This is a genomic window from Pseudomonas sp. CH61, assembly GCF_059429415.1.
Genome location: NZ_CM182098.1, coordinates 2598866 through 2622942, shown reverse-complemented (window position 1 = coordinate 2622942; position 24077 = coordinate 2598866). Strand labels below are relative to the sequence as shown.

Annotated in this window: 24 protein-coding genes; 8 read left to right on the top strand and 16 right to left on the bottom strand. The window is 58.3% G+C overall.

Going from position 1 to position 24077, the window contains the following annotated elements:
* Positions 1–61 precede the first annotated feature (61 nt).
* A complete protein-coding gene (locus AC5SEM_RS11715) occupies positions 62–1363 on the bottom strand; it encodes a hypothetical protein (protein ID WP_495473060.1) in 1302 nt (433 codons plus the stop codon).
* Positions 1364–1642: 279 nt separating this feature from the next.
* Positions 1643–1909 carry a hypothetical protein gene (locus AC5SEM_RS11710; RefSeq protein ID WP_116030401.1) on the bottom strand — a complete coding sequence of 89 codons (267 nt, stop codon included), beginning with the start codon at positions 1907–1909 and terminating at the stop codon, positions 1643–1645.
* Positions 1910–2263: 354 nt separating this feature from the next.
* Between AC5SEM_RS11710 and AC5SEM_RS11705 the strand changes: the two genes are divergently transcribed.
* Complete coding sequence (locus AC5SEM_RS11705; protein ID WP_371043672.1) at positions 2264–3589, top strand: sigma-54 dependent transcriptional regulator; 1326 nt, start codon at positions 2264–2266, stop codon at positions 3587–3589.
* Positions 3590–3688: 99 nt separating this feature from the next.
* Here AC5SEM_RS11705 and fapF read toward each other — a convergent pair whose 3' ends face one another.
* The 9 genes from fapF to AC5SEM_RS11660 all read right to left on the bottom strand — a co-directional run bounded on the left by fapF (position 3689) and on the right by AC5SEM_RS11660 (position 11911).
* A complete protein-coding gene (gene fapF / locus AC5SEM_RS11700) occupies positions 3689–4996 on the bottom strand; it encodes a fibril amyloid transporter FapF (protein WP_495473059.1) in 1308 nt (435 codons plus the stop codon).
* A 45-nt stretch (positions 4997–5041) separates the two neighbouring features.
* Positions 5042–5788 (bottom strand): fibril amyloid subunit FapE, encoded by a 747-nt coding sequence (gene fapE / locus AC5SEM_RS11695; protein ID WP_077572755.1) that lies wholly within the window; start codon positions 5786–5788, stop codon positions 5042–5044.
* Between the two features lie 44 nt (positions 5789–5832).
* The gene (gene fapD, locus AC5SEM_RS11690) at positions 5833–6513 is read right to left on the bottom strand and encodes a fibril amyloid maturation endopeptidase FapD (RefSeq protein WP_495473058.1); all 681 of its coding nucleotides are present in this window, start codon (positions 6511–6513) and stop codon (positions 5833–5835) included.
* Between the two features lie 63 nt (positions 6514–6576).
* The gene (fapC, locus tag AC5SEM_RS11685; RefSeq protein ID WP_077572757.1) at positions 6577–7584 is read right to left on the bottom strand and encodes an amyloid-like fimbrin subunit FapC; all 1008 of its coding nucleotides are present in this window, start codon (positions 7582–7584) and stop codon (positions 6577–6579) included.
* A 73-nt stretch (positions 7585–7657) separates the two neighbouring features.
* On the bottom strand, positions 7658–8233 hold the full coding sequence (gene fapB, locus AC5SEM_RS11680; RefSeq protein ID WP_116030400.1) for a fibril amyloid subunit FapB: 576 nt from the start codon (positions 8231–8233) through the stop codon (positions 7658–7660).
* A gap of 1 nt (position 8234) precedes the next feature.
* The gene (fapA, locus tag AC5SEM_RS11675; protein WP_495473057.1) at positions 8235–8684 is read right to left on the bottom strand and encodes a functional amyloid chaperone FapA; all 450 of its coding nucleotides are present in this window, start codon (positions 8682–8684) and stop codon (positions 8235–8237) included.
* A gap of 357 nt (positions 8685–9041) precedes the next feature.
* Positions 9042–9566 (bottom strand): AAA family ATPase, encoded by a 525-nt coding sequence (locus tag AC5SEM_RS11670; RefSeq protein WP_495473459.1) that lies wholly within the window; start codon positions 9564–9566, stop codon positions 9042–9044.
* Complete coding sequence (gene pnuC, locus AC5SEM_RS11665) at positions 9563–10126, bottom strand: nicotinamide riboside transporter PnuC (protein WP_495473056.1); 564 nt, start codon at positions 10124–10126, stop codon at positions 9563–9565. The genes AC5SEM_RS11670 and pnuC overlap by 4 nt, the downstream gene beginning before the upstream one ends.
* Before the next feature lie 150 nt (positions 10127–10276).
* Positions 10277–11911, bottom strand: coding sequence for a methyl-accepting chemotaxis protein (locus tag AC5SEM_RS11660; protein WP_495473055.1), 1635 nt, complete (start codon positions 11909–11911; stop codon positions 10277–10279).
* Positions 11912–12218: 307 nt separating this feature from the next.
* Here AC5SEM_RS11660 and AC5SEM_RS11655 point away from each other — a divergent pair, with 307 nt between their 5' ends.
* Positions 12219–13049, top strand: a complete 831-nt coding sequence (locus AC5SEM_RS11655) for an undecaprenyl-diphosphate phosphatase (RefSeq protein WP_495473054.1) — start codon at positions 12219–12221, stop codon at positions 13047–13049.
* Positions 13046–13477, top strand: a complete 432-nt coding sequence (locus AC5SEM_RS11650; RefSeq protein ID WP_331691100.1) for a DUF1294 domain-containing protein — start codon at positions 13046–13048, stop codon at positions 13475–13477. Before AC5SEM_RS11655 ends, AC5SEM_RS11650 begins: the two co-directional genes overlap by 4 nt.
* A gap of 117 nt (positions 13478–13594) precedes the next feature.
* Here AC5SEM_RS11650 and AC5SEM_RS11645 read toward each other — a convergent pair whose 3' ends face one another.
* Entirely contained in the window at positions 13595–13954 is a 360-nt protein-coding gene (locus AC5SEM_RS11645) for an MmcQ/YjbR family DNA-binding protein (RefSeq protein ID WP_495473053.1), read from the bottom strand.
* Positions 13951–14859 carry a LysR substrate-binding domain-containing protein gene (locus AC5SEM_RS11640; RefSeq protein ID WP_212621993.1) on the bottom strand — a complete coding sequence of 303 codons (909 nt, stop codon included), beginning with the start codon at positions 14857–14859 and terminating at the stop codon, positions 13951–13953. The genes AC5SEM_RS11645 and AC5SEM_RS11640 overlap by 4 nt, the downstream gene beginning before the upstream one ends.
* A gap of 127 nt (positions 14860–14986) precedes the next feature.
* Between AC5SEM_RS11640 and AC5SEM_RS11635 the strand changes: the two genes are divergently transcribed.
* Positions 14987–15598 (top strand): FMN-dependent NADH-azoreductase, encoded by a 612-nt coding sequence (locus AC5SEM_RS11635; protein ID WP_077572766.1) that lies wholly within the window; start codon positions 14987–14989, stop codon positions 15596–15598.
* Positions 15599–15834: 236 nt separating this feature from the next.
* On the top strand, positions 15835–16872 hold the full coding sequence (locus tag AC5SEM_RS11630) for an alpha/beta hydrolase family protein (RefSeq protein ID WP_077572767.1): 1038 nt from the start codon (positions 15835–15837) through the stop codon (positions 16870–16872).
* A 122-nt stretch (positions 16873–16994) separates the two neighbouring features.
* Here AC5SEM_RS11630 and AC5SEM_RS11625 read toward each other — a convergent pair whose 3' ends face one another.
* Together AC5SEM_RS11625 and AC5SEM_RS11620 are read right to left on the bottom strand one after the other, a co-directional pair.
* Entirely contained in the window at positions 16995–18182 is a 1188-nt protein-coding gene (locus tag AC5SEM_RS11625) for an MFS transporter (protein WP_495473052.1), read from the bottom strand.
* Positions 18183–18458: 276 nt separating this feature from the next.
* Positions 18459–20045 carry an ABC-F family ATPase gene (locus AC5SEM_RS11620; protein WP_077572769.1) on the bottom strand — a complete coding sequence of 529 codons (1587 nt, stop codon included), beginning with the start codon at positions 20043–20045 and terminating at the stop codon, positions 18459–18461.
* A 379-nt stretch (positions 20046–20424) separates the two neighbouring features.
* Here AC5SEM_RS11620 and lpxO point away from each other — a divergent pair, with 379 nt between their 5' ends.
* Positions 20425–21324: a lipid A hydroxylase LpxO gene (lpxO, locus tag AC5SEM_RS11615; protein ID WP_077572770.1), complete on the top strand. Its 900-nt coding sequence runs from the start codon at positions 20425–20427 to the stop codon at positions 21322–21324.
* Between the two features lie 117 nt (positions 21325–21441).
* On the opposite strand, the gene ku is transcribed toward lpxO, so the two are convergent.
* Entirely contained in the window at positions 21442–22308 is an 867-nt protein-coding gene (ku, locus tag AC5SEM_RS11610) for a non-homologous end joining protein Ku (RefSeq protein WP_495473051.1), read from the bottom strand.
* A gap of 190 nt (positions 22309–22498) precedes the next feature.
* Here ku and AC5SEM_RS11605 point away from each other — a divergent pair, with 190 nt between their 5' ends.
* Both AC5SEM_RS11605 and AC5SEM_RS11600 read left to right on the top strand, forming a co-directional pair.
* The gene (locus AC5SEM_RS11605) at positions 22499–22819 is read left to right on the top strand and encodes a hypothetical protein (RefSeq protein ID WP_495473050.1); all 321 of its coding nucleotides are present in this window, start codon (positions 22499–22501) and stop codon (positions 22817–22819) included.
* 52 nt (positions 22820–22871) lie between these two features.
* Positions 22872–24026: a PQQ-dependent sugar dehydrogenase gene (locus AC5SEM_RS11600; RefSeq protein WP_495473049.1), complete on the top strand. Its 1155-nt coding sequence runs from the start codon at positions 22872–22874 to the stop codon at positions 24024–24026.
* The last annotated feature ends 51 nt before the right edge of the window (positions 24027–24077 follow it).

Here is a 24077-nt window from a genome sequence, read left to right as displayed (position 1 = left end):
CGTCTACTGTCAGAAATTACAGGTACAGCCCCATTCCCGACGAACGGTTAATACGGCTCACCTATGAATTCAAATATCGCGCGACCATCGCCCGATAGTTGCCATCCAGCGAATAACCACCCACAAGAATGGCGTCATCCGCCTGCACGGCCAGCGAATTAGCCGTATCGAGGGAGCGGCCCAAGCGCGTGCGCAGCCAACCTTTGCCTTCGCCGAAACTGTGATCCAGGCCGCCATCACTCAAATAACGGGCAACGATAAAATCCGCTTCGATTCCACCAATGGTTGCGCCGACCGCGATGATGCGGCCGTCCGCCATGCGTTGCGCGGCACTCCATTGACAGCCGCTGGGGCCGATTTCCAACAGCTGTGGCTGGCCGCCATGGTTGTGCAGGTTCGGACGGCCATTGGCGTGCAGGCTGTACGCCATGCAACGGATTGGGTCGCGGCTGCTGCCGAAGCAGTGCAGTGCATCTGAAGATTCAATCACCCGACTGACTTGGGCGCTTTTGCCGTGGGCCCTGAAGGCCATGAATCCGTCTACGGCAAAACGCTCGTCGAGACGGCCATTGGGCTCATAGCGCGCCAGCAAACCCTCCTGCGGAAAGTCGATTGAACCTGCCACCACGATGCGCCCGTCCTTTTGCAACATCAGACTGCTCAGCCAAGTGTTGAGCAGCAAGTGGCGAATCATCACGAAGCCACGGCCGTTGAAGGTTTCATCGAGGCTGCCGTCGGGCTTGAGGCGGATCAGCATGCCGGCATGGTCGGCGAGTTCGAAGTGGTGATTGGCGATCAGCAGAATATGGCCATCGTCCTGCACGACGAAGTCGCAGGCTTCGGCACCCGGTACGCCGGGCGGCAGCCAGCTGTCGCGGCTGCCCATGGACAGATCACCGGGCAGGCCCACCACTTGACGACCGTTGTCACCGAAACTCGGATCCGGCTTGCCCTGTGCATCGAACAAGGCCAGCGCCGGCAAGGTGCGATGAGCGTTTTCATAATGCAGACCAGCGAGCAGGATGCGCCCGTCGGGGAGTATCCGGACTTTGCCGGCGGTGGCTTCGAAGCCAAGGGCGAAGGTATTGATCACGCTGCCTTGAACACCGAAGGACAGATCGGCGGAGCCATCGGCGAGCATGCGGGCCAGTCCGAATCGGCTGCCGGCGGCGACGCCGACTTTCGCCGCGACCAGAATCCGACCCTGCGCATCGACGGCGACATCCACCGTCAGGCTCGACACGCTGCCAGCGAAATACACTTGGGCAACGCCAGTCCCGGCAAATGTCCTGTCGAGTTGACCGGTCCGGTTCAATAACGTCGCTGATAACGCCGGTAGCGCAAAAGTGTTCAGAGTGGACATGCACGCATCTCCTTGCGAGTTGACCCGTACCGGGAGCCGGGCGGGTAACTGCATGAGCGAAACATTCAATCCCTGAACCGGGAGAAGTACAACTGTAAGAACTAACAGGTGGAGAGTCGCACTGTGCCAGAACAGTGTCTTTTTGAACCAATAGCAAGCCGGCCAAGCAGTTAAGCCTGAGGAAGTTGCAAATAGTTGTACAAAAGTACGAAGGGTTAAAAAGAAAACAACTAATAGAAGAGGGCGGATGACCTGAGTGTCATCCGCATTGCCCGAGTCTTAGTGTGGCATCGACCAGGATTGCAGGCTGTAACCTTCTTCGCTGAGTTCAGCGCGAGCCTGCTGCAGCAGTTGCTCGAGTTGCGCCGGATCGGAATAGGCGCTGCTTGGGATCTGTTTGCGACCGATATGGGAATTGGTCCGGTCGACGACGGTCAGGCTCAGTTCGCCATTGCCGTCTTGTGGCGCCCAGGCCACGCACTGGAAAGGTTTGAACGCGTGGTTGGCAATCAAAAGTGCTTCGTTGATACGGAGCGGGGCGGTCATGGGGTTTTCTCTCTGTCGTGCCCAATCAAGTGATGCGCCGTCGGTTGGGCTTACCGTGCGGCTGGTACTTGTACTGATGCACCGAACCCGCAGGCAGGTCACACATGAAACAAAGAAATTTCAACTTTCTTTCATAGCGTTGCTTTGCAGAGAGGTTTTTGAAAGCTCCCTGAAAGGTTAAGGCTGGAATTAGTCGATAGCTTACTAACAACTTCCGTTCTTATAACGGGTTTGCTTGTACACCTATAAGCAATCGATACAAGGCGCTGTCAAAATCTTGCTAATGTTACAGTCGGGTCTGCCAAATGACTGTTTTTACAATCATTTCTAATAATTTGGCGCCAAGGAACAGTCATGAGCGAAGCGCCTGCGTTACGACGTTTATTGGTGGTCGATCCGTGCGACGATTGCCACCGCTTATTGCCCGGATTACGCGGCGTAGGTTGGGATGTCGACAGCTGTACTTTGGAAAACGCCGGCGATAGAAGTTGTGATGTCGGTTTGCTGCGATTGCAGCCGTTTCACCTCGAACGTCCCGAAGCCGTCAAGGAGCTGATCAGTCGCAGCGGCACCGAATGGATCGCTGTGCTCAATCAGGAAGTCCTGCGTTTACAAAATGTCGGTGATTTCGTCTGTGAATGGTTTTTCGATTTTCACACCTTGCCGTTCGACGTGTCGCGGGTGCAGGTCACCCTCGGCCGGGCATTCGGCATGGCGCGGTTGCGCGGGCAGGGCACGATACACGTGGATCAGCCCGAACATGAACTGCTTGGCGACAGCAAACCGATCCGTGAACTGCGCAAGTTACTGAGCAAACTGGCACCCACCGAATCGCCGGTTCTGATTCGCGGTGAAAGCGGCACCGGTAAAGAACTGGTTGCGCGCACGCTGCATCGACAATCCCAGCGCCACAGTAAACCGTTTGTGGCGATCAACTGTGGGGCGATTCCCGAGCATTTGATTCAGTCCGAGCTGTTCGGTCACGAAAAGGGTGCCTTTACTGGCGCGCATCAACGCAAGGTCGGGCGCATCGAAGCGGCCAATGGCGGCACGCTGTTTCTCGATGAAATCGGTGATCTGCCGCTGGAATTGCAAGCCAATCTGCTGCGTTTCCTGCAGGAAAGGCACATCGAACGTGTCGGCGGCAGCCAGCCGATTCCGGTGGATGTGCGCGTTCTGGCGGCGACCCACGTCGACCTTGAGGCCGCCATCGAGAAGAAGCGTTTTCGTGAAGATCTGTATTACCGGCTCAACGTATTGCAAGTGGTCACCGCGCCTTTGCGCGAACGCCACGGCGATCTCTCAATGCTGGCCAACCATTTTTCCCACTTTTACAGCCACGAAACCGGCCGACGCCCACGCAGTTTCAGCGAAGACGCGCTGATTGCCATGGGCAAACATGACTGGCCGGGCAACGTCCGTGAGCTGGCCAACCGTGTGCGGCGCGGGCTGGTGTTGGCCGAAGGCCGGCAGATCGAGGCCCGAGACCTGGGGCTGATCAGCCAGCACTCGATCGCTACCCCCATGGGCACGCTGGAAGATTACAAGACCCGCGCCGAACGCCAGGCACTGTGCGATGTGTTGAACCGGCACAGCGATAATCTCAGTGTTGCGGCGAAAGTGCTGGGCGTATCACGGCCGACGTTTTATCGCCTGCTGCATAAACACCAGATTCGCTAGATAGCTGAAGATCAAAAGATCGCAGCCTGCGGCAGCTCCTACAGGGATTACACATTCCCAATGCAGGAGCTGCCGCAGGTTGCGATCTTTTGCTTTTGCCTAGAAGTAATACGGGAATTTCAGGCTGAAGGAAAAGTCCGGGGCATCGTCGGTCAGACCGATCGACAAGTTCGGAACAATCGTCAGGTTGTCGGTGGCCGCAATGGTCATGCCGACGTTGAAATAACCGGCGTTGGCGTCACTGGACACCACCGATTGCCAATCGCCGCCATCCTGTTTCAGCTTGCTTTTGCGTTGCACCAGGTCAGACATCGAGAACGACATACTCATCTTCTCGTTCAGCGCAAACGCGATACCGGCGCCGATCTGGAAGCTGTCGCCAATCTGTACCTTGCCCGGGTTTTTCTGGTTGACCGTCGAGCTGATGTCGTCAAACGACTCCTCCAGGTTGTGGGTGTAGGACAAGCTGCCGAACAGCACCGCCGGGTCAAACGTCTTGACCAGCGAGATGCCCGGAGTGACCGACCAGACGCCGTTGCCGGTAGGCAGGGTGTCAGGCACGAACAGGTTGGAGTTGGCGTCGGTCTGGCGCAACTTGATGCCGAACGGATCCTTGCCGGTTGGCGCTTTGACCCGCAAGGTGACCACCGCATCCGGCGTATTGACCGACTCGTCGAGGAACTTGTAGGCGATACCGAAATTGACGTCGCCAATGGTTGGATCGCGTGTTACGTCTTGCTCGGTCGTGACGTTGGACGCACCGCCGTTGCCGCCGCCGGATTGATAAGTCGAATCGCGGTAGACCACCGGCACGTTCAGGTCGAACTGCCAGCGATTGTCGAAGTTGTAGCGCCCCGTGAGGTCGAGGGTCCAGGTGTCAGCCTTGATCCGGTCCAGGTTGATGTTGCCGAGAAAAATCGAGTCCAGTGCCAGAAAGCCGTTGAGGATCAACTGACGGGTGTCGTAGCGCGAGTAGGTGATACCGGTTTCGAAGCTGAATTTGCCACCGCCGAAGAAGCCACTGGCCTCGTCGTACAGGTTGGACACACTTTGTGCCGGTTGCGAATCATCTGCAAGCGATTGCCCGTAAGAAGCCCCACTACCTCCGGCTGCGCCCCCCGACGCTGCTGCGGCCCCGGTACCGGTGGCCACTTTTGGATTGCCTTTCAAATCCGATGGCGACTTGGCCAACCGTTTCGGTTGCGGCGCCGCCGGTTGATCTTCGACCTGGCGAACCCGTTGTTCGAGTACCGCCAGGGCTTTTTGTTGTACTTCGTAACGTTGCTTCAGCTCCAGAAGTTCTTGTTTCAGGACTTCTACGTCGGCGTCCGGTGCCGCTTGCAGCATCGCTGCAGGTAGAAGAGTGCTCAAACAAACAGCGGCACGCAGTGATACTGATCGATACATGAATAAGCCGTCCCTTTAAGCCCAATGATCGAGACTCAGCGTAGTTCAATATCCAATATTGCGTAGTGCCCTGAGTTGAGTCAGGTTGCAATCCAGTGCGCCGGCGCTCATGCCGTTATTGTTCAGGACGACGTTGAGTTGAGTCATGTTATTGACCACGTTGGCACTGCCCAGCAAACGGGTGTTCTGCAGCAACCCACCCTGGGCGACTTGTTGCAGGGCCGTGCCCTGATTGCCGGAGGCCTGAATGGCCATTTGCACGCCGCCTCCGCTTGCCGAGACGGCGACGCTGCCTGCCGCATTGCTGCCGCCGATTGTCTGGCCGGCCATCAAGGCCTGCCCTTGGGCGGGAGCCAGTGCTGGCGCCTGATTGGCCTCTTTGACGTTGATGGCGACGTTGTTGTAGGCCGTATTGCTGTCGCCAGCGGCACGCACGCTTTGTGTCACGCCTTGGCTGCTATCAAGGCCGGCGCCACCGGTGATCGTGCCAGTACCCGCTGACAGGGTGCCGCCGTTGCCGTGTTCCTTGATGGTTTGAACATAGAATTCAGGTTTTACCGTTGCAGCCTGAAGTTGCATCGAGGTCGAAGCCCCGATCAAATCGCCACTGGCGTTGCGCCAGGTACTGCTCATGACAATGCCGAAGCTGATAATCCGCCCCGGCATGACATAACGACCACGTAACTCGGACAACTCCTTGTCTTGTATTTCTATAGGTTTGAATCCTGCATTGGCATAGCCTGACGCACTCGCTGCCAGGCAGGCGGCGGCCAGCCAGTATGAGGTTTTCATCTGCTGCTCCCGGGACATCCAGTCCCATTCTCTATAATCGGCGATTAAAAGAAGTCGCTCTGTATGAACCCGAAATCCATCAATTCAGCATCTTTGACCGGGTTGAATCCATCCAGCTTGTTCTTGGCCGTCAAAGGCACCGGAGGGCTGCGCAAGGCGTTGGCCTTGTCATATCCGGGACCGACGATGGCGAAGACAATGCCGTTCCAACCTTTGACAAAGTCATCATGTTTGTAGCGTTTATGGCCGAGAACCGGGTCTCCGATGTACACCCAATCCTTGTCCGAACGCTGCAGCACGACGAAATGCTTGTAGCCGCGAATTTCCATCAGTACCACCACCGGAATAGTGACTGCGTCGAGCTTCTCCGATGGAATCTTGTAACCCCTGGCGCGCATGCCGATGCTTTCTATGTAGCGCTTCATGTCCAGCATGGAAAACCCTTGAGTACGAACCAGGTTCTGGTCAGCGTTGACCAGCATGCCTTTGATGATGTGCTCCTCATCGACGTCGAGCCAATAGGCCTGGCGTAACACCGTGGCCAGTGCAGCAGCGCCGCAGCTGAAATCGGTTTTCTGTTCGACGATGTCGGCAAACTTGCGCTCACGAATGCTTTGCACGTTCTTGTAGATGAGCGTGCCACCCGGCAAGGCAGCCACGGGCATCTGGCCGGCCTGAGTCAGGCCACAGACGAGAAGCAGAGGGAGGAGGGCAGTCTTACGCATGATCGATACGCCTTTGCGGACTGAGGAAAAGCCCCGTTTCCGGGGCTTTCGTTTCGATCGCGACTACAGGCAGGCTTTGCAACCTGCAGCGATGGACAGCGAGTTGCTTTGTTGGTTACCAACACCGGCGGCGTTGTTGTAACCAGCGTTGCCGGAGAAGCTGTTACCAACGTTGGAGATGCTTGCGTTGTTGGTCACAGGGTTTTTCCAGCCGTCTGGGGTCAGCACTTGTTGCGTGGTTACACCGGCGAGACCGAAGATGCCGACAGCTTCAAAGGTCGCTTTCTGATCTTTGCTGCCGCCGCTGCCGCCATGACCACGGTCGTTGTCGCCATAACCGCCACCACCATGGCCTTTGTCGCCTTCGATGGTCGCTTTGCCAGCTGCCACGAATGCGCCAGCAGCGGTGAAGGTACCTCTCAGAGTATCGGTTTTGTAGGTTTGTGTGCCGTTGTTGGACACAGTCAACCCAGTGGAGCTTTGGTTGGCGGCGGCAGCGGCGTTAGCGACACGACCACCGGATACAGCAATGGCCAGGTTGTTTTTCTGTTGGTTGAAGTTGCCGGCACTGTTGTTCACACCGATGTTGCCGGAACCGCCGTTACCCACGTTGTTGAGGTTGGCGTTGTTGGTTGTCGAGTAGTTGGCAACCGCGTTGTTGTTGTTGACTTGAGTCGCGCTGGAAACGGACACGGCAGTGCCGAAGATAAAGCTTTCGTCGGCAGTCGCCAGTGCAGCGGCGTTGTCTTGCTGGTTGCCATCGCCGGCGGTGTTGTTCATGCCGACGTTGCCGTTGGTGCCATTGGCCGAGTCGCGAACGGAGGCATCATTTTTGGTGCCTTGGTTGCCCACCAGGTTGCCATCGCTGTTCTGCGTGTCGAGTACGGCAGCACCAGCGCCGGCGCCGATTTGCAGAAGTTGTTCCAGGGTAGGGCCTTTTGGTTCATGGTTGCCATGACCATTGCCGTGCCCGTTACCATGATCGTCATCACGACCGCCTGCCTGTGCTGCGATTGCCATCACTGCTGCAAGTGCGAAAACCAGTGGTTTGAGAGCCATTGTAGGTTTCATGGTGTTTCTCCATCGTGCTTATTAGTTGGTTAAGTGTTGGTACTTTCTAATTGCACTGCTTTTGTTGTTTGGGTCAGTCAGCGACCCGGATGCTCAGGGTGTTAGCCATTCGGTTCCCCACCCCGGCACTCTGGTTCACCTGGATTACCCCGCGGCTGCCGGTGAAGGCCTGATCACTTGTCGTGACCTGGCGACTGCCGGGTGAGGTACCAGTTGCTCCTGAGCTCGGTAAAAGCGCCACGTTCTGTTGTGAAAGGGCACTGTCGTCAACGCTCTGCGGGCCAGCACTGATGCTGATGCGCGTGACGTTGGCCATCTGGTTGTTGGCACCGGCGCCCTGGTTCACGCCCAGGATCCCGTTGCCATTGCTGAAAGAGTTGCCGCCGATGGTGGCGCTGGCATTCGTCGAGGGGTTACCGGGTGTGTCGATGTGCTGGCGGACGGTGGTGGTGGCGCTGGCCGCGGTGCCAATGGCGATGGCCTTGGTGTTGGTCTGTTGCATCTGGTCGCCAGCGGCCTGGTTGACGTTGTAGTTGCCACGGTACTGAATGCCGGTGTCCTGAATGTTCGCGTTGTTCACTGAGCTGGGGTCGGCCGCCATGGCACTGGCGCAGCCGAAGAGGGCAAGCAGGAGCAGGCAACGATTCATCTTATTGGCCTCCAGCCATGCGGGTCAGCGGCGCAAGGCCTGCGCCCATGGCGCGGTTGACGGTATTGGAGATAGAACCGCCGGCGCCGCCGCCGTGGCCGCTGCTCATGCCGGGCAGGCCGTTGGTATTGGTCAGGGTGTTCATGCCGGGCAGATTCGCCGTCGGCGTGCTGATGTTGCCGCGGATCGAAGAGCCACTGGCCACGCTGGCAAACTCGCCGTCATTGAGCTCAGTGCTGCTCATCGCTTGATTGATGCGGCCTGAAGGGTTGGCATTGACGGTGGTTGGATAAGGGTCTTTACCGCCGCTGCGACCAATAGGAATCGGCTGAACATCGCGATTGAGGACAATCACGCCGTTGCCTTCTGCCTGCGCGTTGAAGCTGATCAACGTACTGGCTGCTGATCCGATCAGCAGAAGGCAGGTCAAACCTTTTTGGATATTCCCCACGGCTGCAATTCCTTCTTCAGTGGGCTGGCCCGAGTCAGCGTTGTGAAGGAGAGAGCGAAAGCTGTGCCGCTTTTTAAAAGTGTTTGGGTTTCAATGAGTTGCAGAATAAGCGTGCACGTTCGATACACAACCTGTTTCAATCTTGAAACACGCATTGCTGGGCCGACCTGTCCATTGGCTTAACAAAGCTCTGGAACAAGGGTTTGCAGCGGTGTGTATCAGCCTTGTAACAACCGGGATGACAAAGCGATGAACAGTGCTGAAACGGCCACTTTGCACGCGGGTGAGTGTTTCAGGAACGGACACTTTCTCCCCAAAACAGGGGAAAGCGCCGGGGAAGGTGACCCATTGGCTGGGTCACTGGGCCAGTAATTGCTCGACGGCGGCAAATGCCTGAGTCTGGCGTTCGCCCCAATTGCCCTGAATGATCTGAAAACGCTGGTGATGGTTTTCAAGCCAGGTTTGCGTGGCCTGGTAAAACGCCAGTCGCTCGTGCAGATCCGGTTGGCAGCGCTGACCGTCATCGGTCCAGTCGATCTGCTCTGGCGAGAGTAAAAGGTGCAGGTCGTAATGCCGCCCCGACAATTCCGATTCCAGCCAGTCCGGGCAGTCGCCGAACAGCGTCTGACTCCACAGCATATTGCTCAGCAAATGGGTGTCGAGAATCAGCAACGACGGCTGTTGCGCCCGCGCTTCATCTTCCCACTGCAACTGGCCCCGAGCGATTCCAGGGATGTCTGCCAGACAGGTGTCACGGGGATTGAGTTCGATAAAGCGGCGCACGTACTCATCCACGCGCACACCGCCAAAGCGTTGTTGCAGGCCCGCCGCCAGCCAGCTCTTGCCGGTGGATTCGGGCCCGGTCAGCACCACGACCTTCATGTGCGCAACGCCGGGTCGGCGCGCCATTCACGAAAGCCTTGAATCGCCAGCAAGGTAAACAGCCCGTACAGCGCCGCGGTCAGGTACAGCCCTTTGTAGACGAACAAGCCGACAAAGATCACATCGAGCACGAACCACAGCGCCCAGCATTGCAGGCGTTTCTGCGCCATCCACAATTGCGCCACCAGGCTGAAACCGGTCAGCGCTGCATCGAGCCACGGTTGCGCGGCGTCGGTCCAATGGGCCATGGCTGCACCGAGCAAGACACTGCCGACCGCGCCAACGCTGAGGCCGTGCAACAGAGTGCGGCGATCGAGGCGGGTGACCTCGCGGCCGTCATGCATCGTCCCGGCGCGGGTCCATTGCCACCAGCCATAGACTTGCAGCGCGGCGTAAATCACTTGCAGCAACATGTCCGAGTACAGCTTCACTTCAAAGAAGATCCAGCTGTAGAGCAAGACCATGACCAGCCCGATCGGCCAGCACCACGGATTCTGTTTGACCGTCAGCCAGACGGCGATCACGCCGAGTGCGGCGGCAAACAGTTCAAGCCCGGACATGGGGGTTCCTTGGGGGAGTGAAAGAAGGGGGCGGATTGTACCCAAAAACGTGTAGGAGTGAGCCTGCTCGCGATAGCGGTGTGTCAGCGAAATTTATACCGGCTGAAACACCGCTATCGCGAGCAGGCTCACTCCTACAGGGGGTGGTGTCTAGACGCGGAACTGGCGCAGGAGGGCGTTCAGTTGTTCGCTCAATTGGCCGAGCCGTACGCTGGCCGCACTCGACTGCTCGGCCGCGATCGCCGTGCTGTGCGAGAGGCCGGCCGCTTGCGTCACGTTCTGATTGATGTCCTCGACCACATGCGCCTGCTGCAACGTAGCGCTGGCAATCGACGCATTCAGACCATTGAGATTGCGCAGTGCCTGGCCAATCGCATTCAGACTGGCGCCGGCCAGCCCGGCTTGTTCGATGGTCAATTGCGACGCCTTGCTGCTGTCGCCGATCACCTTCACCGCCGCTTCGGAGTGATTCTGCAAACGCTCGATCATCGACTGGATTTCCGCGGTCGATTTCTGCGTACGCTGCGCCAACAAGCGCACTTCATCCGCCACCACGGCAAACCCGCGACCTTGCTCACCGGCCCGGGCCGCTTCGATCGCGGCGTTGAGCGCGAGCAGGTTGGTCTGCTCGGCAATCGAACGGATCACCTCCAGCACGCTGCCGATCTGGGTGCTTTCGGCAGCCAGGGTGCGAATCACTTCAACCGCTTGATCAATGGTCCCGGACAGCTTGTCGATCTGCTGCAAGCTGCCATCGATGTTGATCTGGCCCTGTTGCGCCTGCGCTTCGGCGTCGCGCATTTCCGCGGCGGCGTGTTCGGCGTTTTTCGCCACATCTTGCACGCCGTAGGTCACTTCGTTGATCGCGGTGGCCACCAGTTCCATCTGCTGCGACTGCTGCTGGCTGCGTTGCTGGGCCTGCGAAGCATCGTTGCCCAGTTCGCTCGACGATTGGCCAAGCGCACTGGCCGACACCTGCAAATCACCGATCACCCGGCGTAGTTTGGCGGTAAAGGCGTTGAAGTGATGCGCCAGTTCAGTGACCTCATCCTTGCCATGGGTATCGAGGCTGCGCGTCAGGTCGCTTTCGCCACTGGCGATGTTGGCCATGGCGTTCACGGTTTCCTGTAGCGGGCGCACAATGCTGCGTGCGATCAGGATCACCAGCAACGCCATGATCACGGCAATCGCCAGGCCGATGAGCGAAGCCTTGATCATTTGCCCCTGGAATTCCGCCTGGACGTCGTCGACGTAAACCCCGGAGCCGAGCACCCAGCCCCACGGTTCGAACAGTTTCACGTAAGAAGTCTTGGCCACCGGCTCACTGGCACCCGGTTTCGGCCAGCGGTAATCGACCATGCCGGCGCCTTTGGCCTTGGCGATGGCAACCATTTCGTTGAACACCGCAAAACCGTCCGGATCACGGATCGCCGAGAGGTTCTGGCCTTCCAGTTTCGGGTTGGTCGGGTGCATGACCATCACGGGCGTGAGGTCGTTGATCCAGAAGTAATCGCTCTGGTCGTAACGCAGACCACGAATGGCGGTGAGGGCCTGTTTCTGCGCGGCGTCTTTTGTCAGCGTGCCGGCGGTTTCGAGGTCATGGTAATAGGTCAGCAGGCCGCTGGCGGTCTGCACCACGTGCTGGGTTTTCTGGGCCTTGGCATGGTAGAGATCGTCGTGGATCTGCTTGAGCATCAACACGCCCAAGGTCAGCAACATGACCACCGCCACAATCAAGATGAGCCACAAGCGTCGGCTGATCGACACACTGCGCAAGCTGTTCATAACGCTGTCACTCCGGATTCTTTTTCTCTTGTAATAAACGACCGCCAGCATCCAACCACGATTTCGTGAGCGGGCATACGCGACCCAAGTCGTATAACGCGGCAGCGCTATTAAGGCTTGTCTGTTAGGATTTCGGCCCCGCGCGTGAAAACCTGAATCCAAATTGATATTTCACGGAATTTTGACCGTTTCGTGTGGATCCTGTGCGCGCGGAATCGGTACAGCCATAACCAGCTACGCTGATCGCAGTGAACGCTAGAAAAATACTATCGGGGCATGCCGGCGCGCATCGCTCTTTGGGGGATTGATGGATCTTTGGACGGCCTTGCAGGCACTGATACTAGGAGTTGTAGAAGGGCTGACGGAGTTTTTGCCCATTTCCAGTACCGGACACCAGATCATTGTTGCCGACTTGCTCGAATTCGGCGGCGAACGGGCCATGGCGTTCAATATCATCATCCAGCTCGGCGCGATTCTCGCGGTGGTCTGGGAGTTTCGACGCAAGATTCTTGATGTGGTCATCGGTTTGCCGACGCAGCCGAGCGCACGGCGTTTTACCGCCAACCTGCTGATCGCGTTTCTGCCCGCCGTGGTGCTGGGCGTGATCTTTGCCGACCTGATCCACGAATACCTGTTCAATCCGATCACCGTTGCGACTGCACTGGTGGTGGGCGGCATCATCATGTTGTGGGCGGAAAAGCGTCAGCATGAAGTGCATGCCGAAACGGTCGACGAGATCAATTGGAAAGATGCCTTGAAGGTCGGCTTCGCCCAGTGTCTGGCGATGATCCCCGGTACCTCGCGCTCCGGCTCGACGATCATTGGCGGATTGCTGTTCGGCCTGTCGCGCAAGACTGCCACCGAGTTTTCGTTCTTTCTGGCGATGCCAACCATGGTCGGTGCGGCGGTTTACTCGGGTTACAAGTATCGCCACCTGTTTGTCCCGGCAGACTTCCCGGTGTTCGCCATCGGTTTCGTCACCGCGTTCATCTTCGCCATGATTGCCGTGCGCGGCCTGCTCAAGTTCATTGCCAGCCACAGCTATGCGGCGTTTGCCTGGTATCGGATCGTGTTTGGTCTGGTGATTCTGGCGACGTGGCAGTTTGGCTGGATCGATTGGGCAGCGGCCAAACCATGAGTGATTCCCGCGCACGCCGGCCCGAAGGACGACCTTCGGGCGGCAACAACATCCAGAACCTGAAGCTGAAACTGCTGGTTCTGCTGATCGTCTGCGCGCTGCCATTGTTCGGCTCAGTGGCGATGTGGCTGCGCGGGATTTCACTGGTGCCGCTGACCGCTTATGGCGTCGTCAGCGTGCTGGCGTTCTTCATGTACTGGGCCGACAAGCGCAAGGCGCGCACCGATGCCTGGCGCACCCCGGAGAACGTTCTGCACGCCGTGGAACTGGCCGGCGGCTGGCCGGGCGCGTTGATTGCCCAGCAGGTGTTCCGGCACAAGACGCGCAAGGTGTCGTTTCAGATTCTGTTCTGGGTGATTGTCGTGTTGCATCAGGTGTTCTGGATCGACCAGCTGTTTCTCGGCTCGAATCTGCTGACGCTGTTCTGAATACACCGCAATTCCCTATGTAGGAGTGAGCCTGCTCGCGATAGCGGAGTGTCAGTTGGAATTTCTTTGACTGACACTCCGCTATCGCGAGCAGGCTCACTCCTACAGGGATTGGGGTTACAGCAATAAACCGATTTGGGTTTTCTTTGGCAACTTGCTCACGACCAACTGATGCGAACGCTGCAACAACCCCTGCAATTCCTCGGCAGCCAACGGGTAGGGCGGGTGCATGATGATCCACTGCGCCCGCGCCAGATACGGCGCCGGGTGAATGCCCGGGCGGTCGCAATGGCCGAGAAACAGATCCTTGTCGACCTTGAACGCCAGTGAGTCTCCGCGCAGCCCCTGCAAGGCAAACATCTTGTTGCCGGCAATCGAAAACACCCGCACGCCACCCCACTTGTAATCTTCCCGAGCGCCCGGCAATGCCAGGCAGAACGCCGCAACGTCGGCTTCGTTCATCTTTCCCTTGCTCATAACAACCGCTCCCCACAGGCATTGAACGATTCGACCAGATGATCGATCCACGCGCGCACTGCCGGCATCACTCCGCGTCGATGCGGATACACCGCTTGCAGCCAGCCGCCTGGCAGCGACCACTCTGGCAGCATCTGCACCAGCGTGCCGTTTCTCAGTTCCTCTTCGCAATACATCATCGGCAGCAAGGTGAAACCCTGACCGGCCAGCACGCAGGCCTTGCGCACAATAAAGTCATCGATGCCCAGGCGCGCCTCCATGTTCAACTCGAAGCTTTCACCCTGTTGATCAAGCAAGCGCACATGCACCATGCGATCCGCCTCCAGCGCGCCGAGCACCGGCAGATTTTTCAGGTCTTGCGGATGATTGATCGTCTGGCCCTGCAAAAACGCCGGACTGGCTACTACAACCATTTGCGCCTGACGCAAGCGTCGAGTGACCAGCAACGGGTCTTCATCACCGTGTTCACGCACGCGCAGCGCCACATCAAAACCTTCGCCGACCAGATCGACGCGGCGATTGAGCAGGACGACTTCCAGTTGCACCTGCGGGAATTTGCCTAAAAATTCGCTGATGACCCACGGCAACATTTCCCGGGCCAGACCGGTCGGGCATGACACCCGCAAACGTCCACGCGGCTCGCTCGACATGCTCGCCACCGCCTCATCGGCCATTTCTGCTTCGAGCAACATGGCCTGGCAGTGACGCAGATAACGTTCGCCAACGGCAGTGAGATTGAGTTGCCGGGTGGTGCGTTGCAGCAAACGCGCGCCAAGGCGTTCTTCCAGTTCGGCAATGCGCCGTGACAGGCGTGACTTGGGAATCCCGAGCAATCGCCCGGCCGCGGCAAAACCGCCGGCCTCGACGACTTTGGCGAAATAGTAGAGATCGTTGAGGTCTTGCATAGGGAAATCCAACTGTTCTATCAGTGGGACAAACTATCGCATTTCAGGCGGCTAATCATCCATTGGTTTCTTGCGTAGGATTGTCTCCATTCCGTCGCCACCGGCGATTCCTTCCAGGAGATTCCACATGAAACTGCTGCATATCGATTCGAGCATTCTGGGCGACAACTCGGCTTCCCGTCAGTTGAGCAGCGAAGTCGTCAAAGCCTGGCAAGCCGCCGAGCCAAGCGCCGTGGTGACCTACCGTGACCTGGCCGCCGACGCCATCAGCCACTTCTCGTCGACCACGCTGGTCGCCGCCGGCACCACCGCTGAGCTGCGTAACGCCGCACAACAGCACGAAGCCGAACTGAGCGCTTCGACCCTGGCCGAATTCATCGCTGCCGACGCCGTCGTCATCGCCGCACCGATGTACAACTTCACCGTACCGACCCAACTCAAAGCGTGGATCGACCGCGTTGCCGTCGCCGGTCAAACCTTCCGTTACACCGAAGCCGGCCCTGAAGGCCTGTGCGGTGGCAAGAAAGTGGTGATCGTTTCCACCGCTGGCGGTATTCATGCCGGTCAGGCCAGCGGCATCGCTCACGAAGAATACCTGAAGCTGGTGTTGGGCTTCCTCGGCATCACCGACATCGAAATTGTCCGTGCCGAAGGCCTGGCGTATGGCGACGAAGTGCGCAACAACGCCATGACCGCTGCCCAAGCGAAGATCAGCGAGCAACTGTTCGCCGCGGCGTAAGGCTTGCGTAAAGAACAGCTGTTGTTCAGGTAACACTCAAAAAACTCTGTATTCTGGTTCCGCAAGGGGCGAATACGGAGTTTTTTGTTTCTGGCTGTTACATAATCTGGCCCGGGTTATGCAGTCACACAATCAGCGTCTGAGTGCATTGTCGTACCGAAACACCGAATCCCCGGCGTTTCAGGCCCGCAACGCAACGGAACTTTCGATTGAGTCACAACAGGGTGGGGCATCCCATGATGCGTCTTTGTGCAACGTTACTGATTTGCCTGCTGGGCAGCTTTAACACAGTGCACGCTGCGCCTGGGCGGCACCCGGTGTGGAGCGTCGGCTACCACGAGATGACGTTTCTCGATCCGCTGGACCTGCAACCGATGCGCGCCATTGCCTTCTATCCGTCCAGCGACCGCGAGCACATGAGTCTGCTCGAAGGCTATTCAGTCGAGGCCGGCGAAGACACCAAAGTCGCCATTGGCCGTTTTCCGATGCTGATGCTTTCCCACGGCAACACCGGCACGCCGCTGGCGTTGCACGATCTCGCAACGTCGCTGGCACGCAAAGGCTTTGTCGTGGTGGCGGTGATTCACCCCGGTGACAACTCCAAAGACCACAGCCGATTGGGCACCCTGAGCAATCTGTACGGGCGGCCGATCCAGATTTCCGAAGCCATCACCGCGACCCTTGGCGATCGCATGCTTGCGCCATACGTCAACGCCGATCAAGTCGGGGTGATCGGTTATTCGGCGGGCGGCGAGACCGCGTTGATCCTGTCCGGGGCGCAACCGGATCTGGATCGTCTGCGTCGTTACTGTCAGGAGCGTCCGGATGATCGTGATGCCTGCAATACACAGGGTGAATTGATCGTCGATCGCGATGACCTGCAACCGGTGGCCGATCCGCGCGTGCATGCCTTGCTGTTGATGGCGCCGCTAAGCTTGAAATTCGGCCGGCACACCCTGGCCGATGTGCATGTGCCGGTGCTGCTCTACAGCGGCGATGGCGACAAACTGGTGGCCTTCGACAAGAACGCTGCGGCGCTGGCGCGCAAACTGCCGACAGCGCCGGATTTCAAATTACTGGCCGGGGCAGGGCACTTCGTCTTTATGGCGCCATGCAACGAAGAGCAGATTCGCGCGATGCCGGCGTTGTGTACCGATGCGGATGGCGTGGATCGCGAGGATATTCACCGCAACCTCATCTCCGAGGCCGGGCGGTTCTTCTCGCATACACTGGGCAGACCAACCCGGGCCGGCATGCAAACCGCGGATCAATAGTCAGGTGCAGATCCCTTGTGGGAGCGAGCCTGCTCGCGAAAGCGTAGTGTCAGTCAATATATGTGCTGACTGATTCACCGCTTTCGCGAGCAGGCTCGCTCCCACAGGGTTTGGTTCAAGGCTCAGGAAATCGCCCGGCGCTGCAGCAGCAGAGTCAGCCCCAACCCAATCACCGACAACAACGCCGCACTGAAGAATATCCACGAATACCCCAGATTCAACGCCACCGCGCCCATCAACGGCCCGGCAATCGCCAGCGCCAGATCGAAGAACACCGCATAAGCGCCCAACCCGGAACCACGACTTGAACTGGGCACCTGCTTGATCGCTTCGACACCTAGCGCCGGGTACACCAGCGACAGGCCAAAACCCGCCAGCCCCGCGCCGATCAAGGCGAACGCGGTCGACGGCGCCAGCCACAACAGCACCAGCCCTAAGGTTTCGATGGTCATGCAGGCGATAGCGGACCTGAACCCGCCAAACCGACTGATCGCCGAGATAAACATCAGCCGCGACAGGATGAAGCACACGCCAAACACCGTCAGGCAGTACGCCGCGCCGGTCCAGCCACGGTTGAGGTAATAGAGGGTGATGAACGTCGTTAGCGTGCCGTAGCCTATTGAAGCCAGGGTCAGACTGGCGCCATACGGGGCGATCCGCCCGAACACCGCCCAGAACGGTAGGCGTTCTCCGCGTATCACCGGTACCGACGGCTTGTTGCGAATCAGCAGCAGTGCACCGGCCGCCAGCACGGCCAGCGCGATGCCGAGGCTGGTGAAGCCGTATTCGGCGACCATCACCACCCCTAATGGCGCACCAATGGCAATCGCGCCATAGGAAGCGATGCCGTTCCAGCCAATCGATTTTGCCGTGTGTTCGACGCCGACCTGGCCCATGCACCAACTGATGGTGCCGACGCCGATCAAGCCCTGCGCGATACCGAGCAGCAAACGGCCGATAATCAGAATGATCAGGCTGGTCAGCGCAAAGTCCTGTAGCAGCGTAGAGAGCAGCGTCAGCAGGCCGCTGAGGACAATCCCCCACAAGCCATAAATGATCGCCCGTTTGGTCCCGACCGTATCCGACATGCGCCCGGCCATCGGCCGGCTGAGCAGGGTGGCCAGGTACTGCGAGCCGATCACCAGCCCGGCAACCACCGCGCTGAAACCCAGTTGTTCATGCACATATCCGGGCAACACCGCGATCGGCAGACCGATGCAGAGGAAGGCAATAAAGGTGTAGAACACGATGGAAACGATCTGCAGGGTGATCGCCATGGAGCTTTGCGGTGGCATTTGCTGCGCAGACATGAGGGCTCGTTCGCGGGCGGCGGTGGGAGAGTTCGCATCATGGCGTGGGTGTCAGATAAAAGAAAGCAGGCTAACTACTTTCCCCGAGGATTGATCGCGTTGCTGATGGCCCTATCGCGAGCAGGCTCACTCCTACATTTGAAATGCATTCCCCTGTAGGAGTGAGCCTGCTCGCGATGGTATCTGAACCAATGAATTTCTAACCGAACACATGCAAAAAGCCCCGTCACACAGGACGGGGCTTTTTATTGAAGCTAACAGCTAGAAGCTGCTTTTTTAGAACACCACACCCTGACTACGCAGGTAGTCATCGTAAGTGCCGCTGAAGTCAGTCACGCCATCCGGGCTCAGCTCGATGATGCGCGTGGCCAGGGACGATACGAACTCACGGTCGTGGCTGACGAAGATCAGCGTGCCCGGGTAGTTTTCCAGCGCCAGGTTCAGCGCCTCGATCGATTCCATGTCCAAGTGGTTGGTTGGTTCGTCCATGATCAGCACGTTCGGCTTTTGCAGGATCAGCTTGCCGAACAGCATGCGACCTTGCTCACCACCGGAAATCACTTTGACCGACTTGAGGATCTCGTCGTTGGAGAACAGCATGCGGCCTAAAGTGCCGCGAATCATCTGCTCGCCCTGAGTCCACTGACCCATCCAGTCGAACAGGGTAACGTCGTCTTCGAAGTCGTGCGCGTGGTCCTGGGCGTAGTAGCCCAGTTCCGCGGCGTCGGTCCACTTGATGGCGCCGGCGTCCGGGGTCAGTTCGTTGACCAGGGTGCGCAGCAGGGTGGTTTTGCCGATACCGTTCGGGCCGATGATCGCCACGCGCTCGCCGGCTTCAACCTGGAAGCTGAAGTCTTTGAACAGGGGTTTGCCGTCGAAGCCTTTGGCCATTTTTTCGACGATGACCGCCTGGCGGTGCAGCTTCTTGTTCTGGTCGAAGCGGATGAACGGGCTGACTCGGCTCGAAGGCTTGACCTCGGCCAACTGGATCTTGTCGATCGCCTTGGCGCGGGAAGTGGCCTGCTTGGCTTTCGAGGCGTTGGCCGAGAAGCGGCTGACGAACGATTGCAGCTCGGAAATCTGTGCTTTCTTCTTGGCGTTGTCCGACAGCAGTTGCTCGCGGGACTGGGTCGCCACGGTCATGTACTCGTCGTAGTTGCCCGGGAACAGACGCAGCTCGCCGTAATCCAGGTCAGCCATGTGCGTGCACACGCTGTTCAGGAAGTGACGGTCGTGAGAGATGATGATCATCAGGCTGTTACGCTGGGTCAGCACGTTTTCCAGCCAGCGGATGGTGTTGATGTCCAGGTGGTTGGTCGGTTCGTCGAGCAACAGCACTTCCGGATCGGAGAACAGCGCCTGCGCCAGCAATACGCGCAGTTTCCAGCCTGGCGAGACTTCGCTCATCGGGCCGAAGTGCTGCTCGATGCCGATACCCAGGCCCAGCAACAGTTCACCGGCACGGGACTCGGCGGTGTAGCCGTCCATTTCGGCGAATTCGGTTTCCAGCTCGGCCACGGCCATGCCGTCTTCTTCGCTCATTTCCGGCAGCGAGTAGATACGATCGCGCTCGGCCTTGACCTTCCACAGCTCTTCGTGACCCATGATCACGGTGTCGATCACGGTGAATTCTTCGTAAGCGAACTGGTCCTGGCGCAATTTACCCAGACGCACGTTCGGCTCGAGCATGACCTGACCGCCGGACGGATCGAGGTCGCCGCCGAGGATTTTCATGAAGGTCGACTTGCCGCAACCGTTGGCGCCGATCAGGCCGTAGCGATTGCCCGCACCGAATTTGACCGAAACGTTTTCGAAGAGCGGCTTGGCGCCGAACTGCATCGTGATGTTAGCTGTAGAAATCAAGAGTTTTTCCTGCGAAGCATTCTTAAAAAGCGAGGGTGCGGCTGCAGCGCTTGGCCCGAGTCAAAGTGCGCTGAAGCGGGAGAGTCCCGTCATCAACCAAGGGGGCGCGTAAAGTTTGGCGACGATTGTACTGGTCTGGCTCTTTAAACGATAGGGCGATCACGCCACGATCGCCGATTGGCATGATCACGGGACAGTTTTTCACAGTTGAAGATTCACTATCGGTTACAAACTGTGGCTAAAATGCCATCTTTCACCGAGCGTCCGGTTACGGCGCGGGCCAGGGACGTGCCATGTGTATTCAGACCACTGCATAAGACGCTGGGCCTCAGGCCGCCGGGTGCGCAGTTTGTTCACTTTCTGACGTGTGACGATTTCCGTGAAACTCATCATTGCTGCTATTTATGTCATTTCCATTGCATACGTTCATTTGCGTGGGCGTGTGCGCCACAAGCTCGGTCGACAACTGAGTGACCATTCGACGTTTCTCGCGCCGATCAACTGCTTCCTTTATCTGTTCTCGAAAAAGCCGAACCAGCCGTACCTGGACCCGAGCGAGTTTCCTGACTTGAGCCCGTTGCAGGCGCACTGGGAAGAAATCCGCGAAGAAGGGCAGAACCTGCTGCGTGCCGGTGAGATCAAGCGCTCTAACCAGTACGACGATGTCGGTTTCAACTCGTTCTTCAAAAGCGGCTGGAAGCGTTTTTATCTGAAGTGGTACGGCGAGAGCCATCCGTCGGCGATGAAGCTGTGCCCGCGCACTACCGAGCTGGTGCAGAGCATCGGTTCGATCAAGGCTGCGATGTTTGCCGAGCTGCCACCGGGTTCGAAACTGGTGCGTCACCGCGACCCGTATGCCGGTTCCTATCGCTATCACCTGGGCCTGGACACGCCGAACGACGCTGGCTGCTATATCAACGTCGACGGTGAGAGCTACCACTGGCGCGATGGCGAAGCGGTGATGTTCGACGAGACGTTTATTCATTACGCCGAAAACACCACTGACAAGAACCGCATCATCCTGTTCTGCGACATTGAACGGCCGATGAAGTATCGCTGGGCCGCAGCGTTCAACAGCTGGTTCAGCCGTACCGTTATGTCGGCGGCAGGTGCGCCGAACGATGCCGGTGATCGTACTGGCGGGATCAACCGTTTGTTCACCCGGATCTACAAGATTCGTCTGCGTGGTAAAGAGCTGAAAAAGCGTAATCGTAAGCGCTACTACATGGAAAAGTGGGCGATCTTCGGTGGTTTGCTGGCGGTGTTCATTCTGATCTGAATTCAAAGCAGACGCTGCTGACGCCATCGCGAGCAGGCTCACTCCTACATTTGAAATGCGTTCCCCTGTAGGAGTGAGCCTGCTCGCGATGACGATCTCAAGGGCAACCGATTACTATCAGGAAGCCTTCTTGGTCTTCTTTGCCGGCGCAGCTTTCGCCGGTTTCTCAGCCTTCGCCTTCGGCTTGGCCGTCGCTTTCCCACCCAGGCTGCGTTTAAGCAGCTCGGTCAAGTCGATCACATCAGCGGTTTTGCGCTCTTCCTCGCCACCCACCGACTCAACATCCTCGATCTTGCCTTCATGGGCCTTTTTCTCGACCAGGGCCATGATCTTGTCTTCAAATTCATCCTTGTAGTCTTCGGGTTTCCAGTCCGCGCTCATGTCCTGCACCAGCCGTTTGGCCATGTCCAGTTCACCCTTGGCCAGTTGCGGTTTGGTCACTTCGCTGCCCAGTTCCAGCTCGTCTAGACCACGCACCTCCTGCGGCCAACGCAGTTTCACCAGCACCAGTGCAGACTCCAGCGGCATCAACGCCGCCAGGTACTGGCGTGTATGCAGCACTACGCGGGCGAGGGCGACTTTATTGGTTTTGCTCAGGGTTTCGCGCAGTAGCGCATAGACCTTGCCACCGCGTTTGTCGGGTGCCAGATAGTAGGGTGTGTCGATGTTTTGCAAGGGAATCTGTTCGGCGTCGACAAAGGAAAAGATGTCGATGGTCTGCGTTGAAACAGGGTGAGCCGAGCGGATTTCCTCTTCGCTGAGCACCACATAGCGGCCCTTTTCATAGGCCACACCTTTGACGATATTCTCCTTGGTGACTTCCTTGCCGGTGATTTTGTTCACCCGTTTATAACCCACCGGATCCATGCTGCGGCTGTCGAGCCAATCGAAATCCACGCCCTGCGACGAGGTCGCCGAGACCAGTGCGACAGGGATGTGAACCAGTCCGAAACTGATCGCGCCTTTCCAGATTGCCCGAGCCATGGTGAGTTCTCCGAGTGATGATCGGATGACCTGCGGCTGTGACTGAAAGTTTCCCCGCAATGCACGGGGTTTCGGGGACTCGGTCAAGTCGTGTTACATGTTGTTTAAGGCTTGTGGGTTAACAAATCCGAACCCTCGGCGTAGCGTGGACTCGAAGGCTCTATCCCCGGCCCCATCGAGAGGCAGCGTCATGAACCGAATTCTGCTTGGCATCGTCGTCCTGACCCTCAGTGGCGGTCTGGTTCATGCTGACGTCTTGCTGGCGCAAAGCCCGACCGGCAACAGCAGTAACCCCTACAACAGCCCGATACGCCGGGCCAACCCCAACAGCATGCAGGGCACCCAGCCCAGCGCTCCACCCATCCGCGGGCCGAGCACGGTACCGACGCCACGTCAGCCTACGGTCGAGAACCGTGGCATTGGCAATGGCCAACCGATCCGCTCGGTGCCGAGCACGCCACCGACGTTCATTCCCAATCCACCTTCGCGCAGCGGAGACAGCAACCGTTGAGCGGCAGGACTGAGCTTCTGTCGACCCTTGAAACGAACAAAAGGAATCGTGCATGTTGCGTAAAACCCTTCTAGCCACACTGTGTGCCGGCGCGCTGATCAGCGCTCCGGCATTCGCCGCAGCCCCCAAAGAGCTGCAAAGCGAACAGGGCACCCTCGAAGTCACGACCATCACCGCAGGCCTTGAGCATCCGTGGGCGCTGGCGTTTCTGCCGGATCGCCAAGGCATGCTGGTGACCGAACGGCCCGGCAATCTGCGTGTAGTCGCGGCCGACGGCAAGCTGTCGGCGCCGATCTCCGGTGTGCCGCAGGTCTGGGCCAAGGGGCAGGGCGGGTTGCTGGATGTCGTGCTGTCGCCGGACTTCAAACAGGATCGTCTGGTCTATCTGTCCTATGCCGAAGGGGGTGGGGCCGGCGACAAGGCGGGCACCGCCGTCGGGCGTGGGCGGCTTTCGGATGACTTGAAGACACTGAAGGATTTCAAAGTGATCTTCCGTCAGGAACCGAAGCTTTCGGTTGGCAACCATTTCGGCTCGCGACTGGTGTTTGACCGTGACGGCTATCTGTTCATTACCCTGGGTGAAAACAACGACCGGCCGACCGCACAGGATCTCGACAAGCTGCAAGGCAAGGTCGTGCGCGTCTATCCGGACGGCAAGGTGCCGGATGACAACCCCTTTGTCGGTCAGTCTGGCGTACGGCCGGAGATCTGGGCCTACGGCCTGCGTAACCCGCAGGGCGCGGCACTCAATCCTTGGACAGGCACGTTGTGGGAAAACGAACACGGCCCGCGCGGTGGCGATGAGGTGAATATCATTGAGCGCGGCAAGAATTACGGTTGGCCGCTGGCGACCCACGGCATCAATTACTCGATGCAGCCGATCCCGGAAGCCCAGGGTAAAACCGCCGAAGGCACCGTTGCACCGCACCATGTCTGGGAGAAGTCGCCGGGCGTCACCGGTATGGCGTTTTACGATGCCGACCGCTTCAAGCCGTGGCAACACAATGCGTTTATCGGCGCGTTGGTGACTCAGGAGCTGATCCGCTTGCAGTTCGATGGCGACAAGGTAGTGCATGAAGAGCGCTTGCTGGGCGAACTCAAGCAGCGAATTCGCGATGTACGGCAAGGGCCGGATGGTTACTTGTACGTGCTGACGGATGAAGAGAACGGCTCGCTGTACAAGATCGGCCTGAAGCCCACACCTTGACGGGTATTCCACTGTAGGAGCTGTCGAGTGCAACGAGGCTGCGATCTTTTG

Bases quoted from the DNA above. Each gene is read 5' to 3' on its own strand.
- AC5SEM_RS11715 (WP_495473060.1), bottom strand. From the start codon at position 1,363: ATGTCCACTCTGAACACTTTTGCGCTACCGGCGTTATCAGCGACGTTA.
- AC5SEM_RS11710 (WP_116030401.1), bottom strand. From the start codon at position 1,909: ATGACCGCCCCGCTCCGTATCAACGAAGCACTTTTGATTGCCAACCAC.
- AC5SEM_RS11705 (WP_371043672.1), top strand. From the start codon at position 2,264: ATGAGCGAAGCGCCTGCGTTACGACGTTTATTGGTGGTCGATCCGTGC.
- fapF (WP_495473059.1), bottom strand. From the start codon at position 4,996: ATGTATCGATCAGTATCACTGCGTGCCGCTGTTTGTTTGAGCACTCTT.
- fapE (WP_077572755.1), bottom strand. From the start codon at position 5,788: ATGAAAACCTCATACTGGCTGGCCGCCGCCTGCCTGGCAGCGAGTGCG.
- fapD (WP_495473058.1), bottom strand. From the start codon at position 6,513: ATGCGTAAGACTGCCCTCCTCCCTCTGCTTCTCGTCTGTGGCCTGACT.
- fapC (WP_077572757.1), bottom strand. From the start codon at position 7,584: ATGAAACCTACAATGGCTCTCAAACCACTGGTTTTCGCACTTGCAGCA.
- fapB (WP_116030400.1), bottom strand. From the start codon at position 8,233: ATGAATCGTTGCCTGCTCCTGCTTGCCCTCTTCGGCTGCGCCAGTGCC.
- AC5SEM_RS11670 (WP_495473459.1), bottom strand. From the start codon at position 9,566: ATGAAGGTCGTGGTGCTGACCGGGCCCGAATCCACCGGCAAGAGCTGG.
- pnuC (WP_495473056.1), bottom strand. From the start codon at position 10,126: ATGTCCGGGCTTGAACTGTTTGCCGCCGCACTCGGCGTGATCGCCGTC.
- AC5SEM_RS11660 (WP_495473055.1), bottom strand. From the start codon at position 11,911: ATGAACAGCTTGCGCAGTGTGTCGATCAGCCGACGCTTGTGGCTCATC.
- AC5SEM_RS11655 (WP_495473054.1), top strand. From the start codon at position 12,219: ATGGATCTTTGGACGGCCTTGCAGGCACTGATACTAGGAGTTGTAGAA.
- AC5SEM_RS11650 (WP_331691100.1), top strand. From the start codon at position 13,046: ATGAGTGATTCCCGCGCACGCCGGCCCGAAGGACGACCTTCGGGCGGC.
- AC5SEM_RS11645 (WP_495473053.1), bottom strand. From the start codon at position 13,954: ATGAGCAAGGGAAAGATGAACGAAGCCGACGTTGCGGCGTTCTGCCTG.
- AC5SEM_RS11640 (WP_212621993.1), bottom strand. From the start codon at position 14,859: ATGCAAGACCTCAACGATCTCTACTATTTCGCCAAAGTCGTCGAGGCC.
- AC5SEM_RS11635 (WP_077572766.1), top strand. From the start codon at position 14,987: ATGAAACTGCTGCATATCGATTCGAGCATTCTGGGCGACAACTCGGCT.
- AC5SEM_RS11630 (WP_077572767.1), top strand. From the start codon at position 15,835: ATGATGCGTCTTTGTGCAACGTTACTGATTTGCCTGCTGGGCAGCTTT.
- AC5SEM_RS11625 (WP_495473052.1), bottom strand. From the start codon at position 18,182: ATGTCTGCGCAGCAAATGCCACCGCAAAGCTCCATGGCGATCACCCTG.
- ku (WP_495473051.1), bottom strand. From the start codon at position 22,308: ATGGCTCGGGCAATCTGGAAAGGCGCGATCAGTTTCGGACTGGTTCAC.
- AC5SEM_RS11605 (WP_495473050.1), top strand. From the start codon at position 22,499: ATGAACCGAATTCTGCTTGGCATCGTCGTCCTGACCCTCAGTGGCGGT.
- AC5SEM_RS11600 (WP_495473049.1), top strand. From the start codon at position 22,872: ATGTTGCGTAAAACCCTTCTAGCCACACTGTGTGCCGGCGCGCTGATC.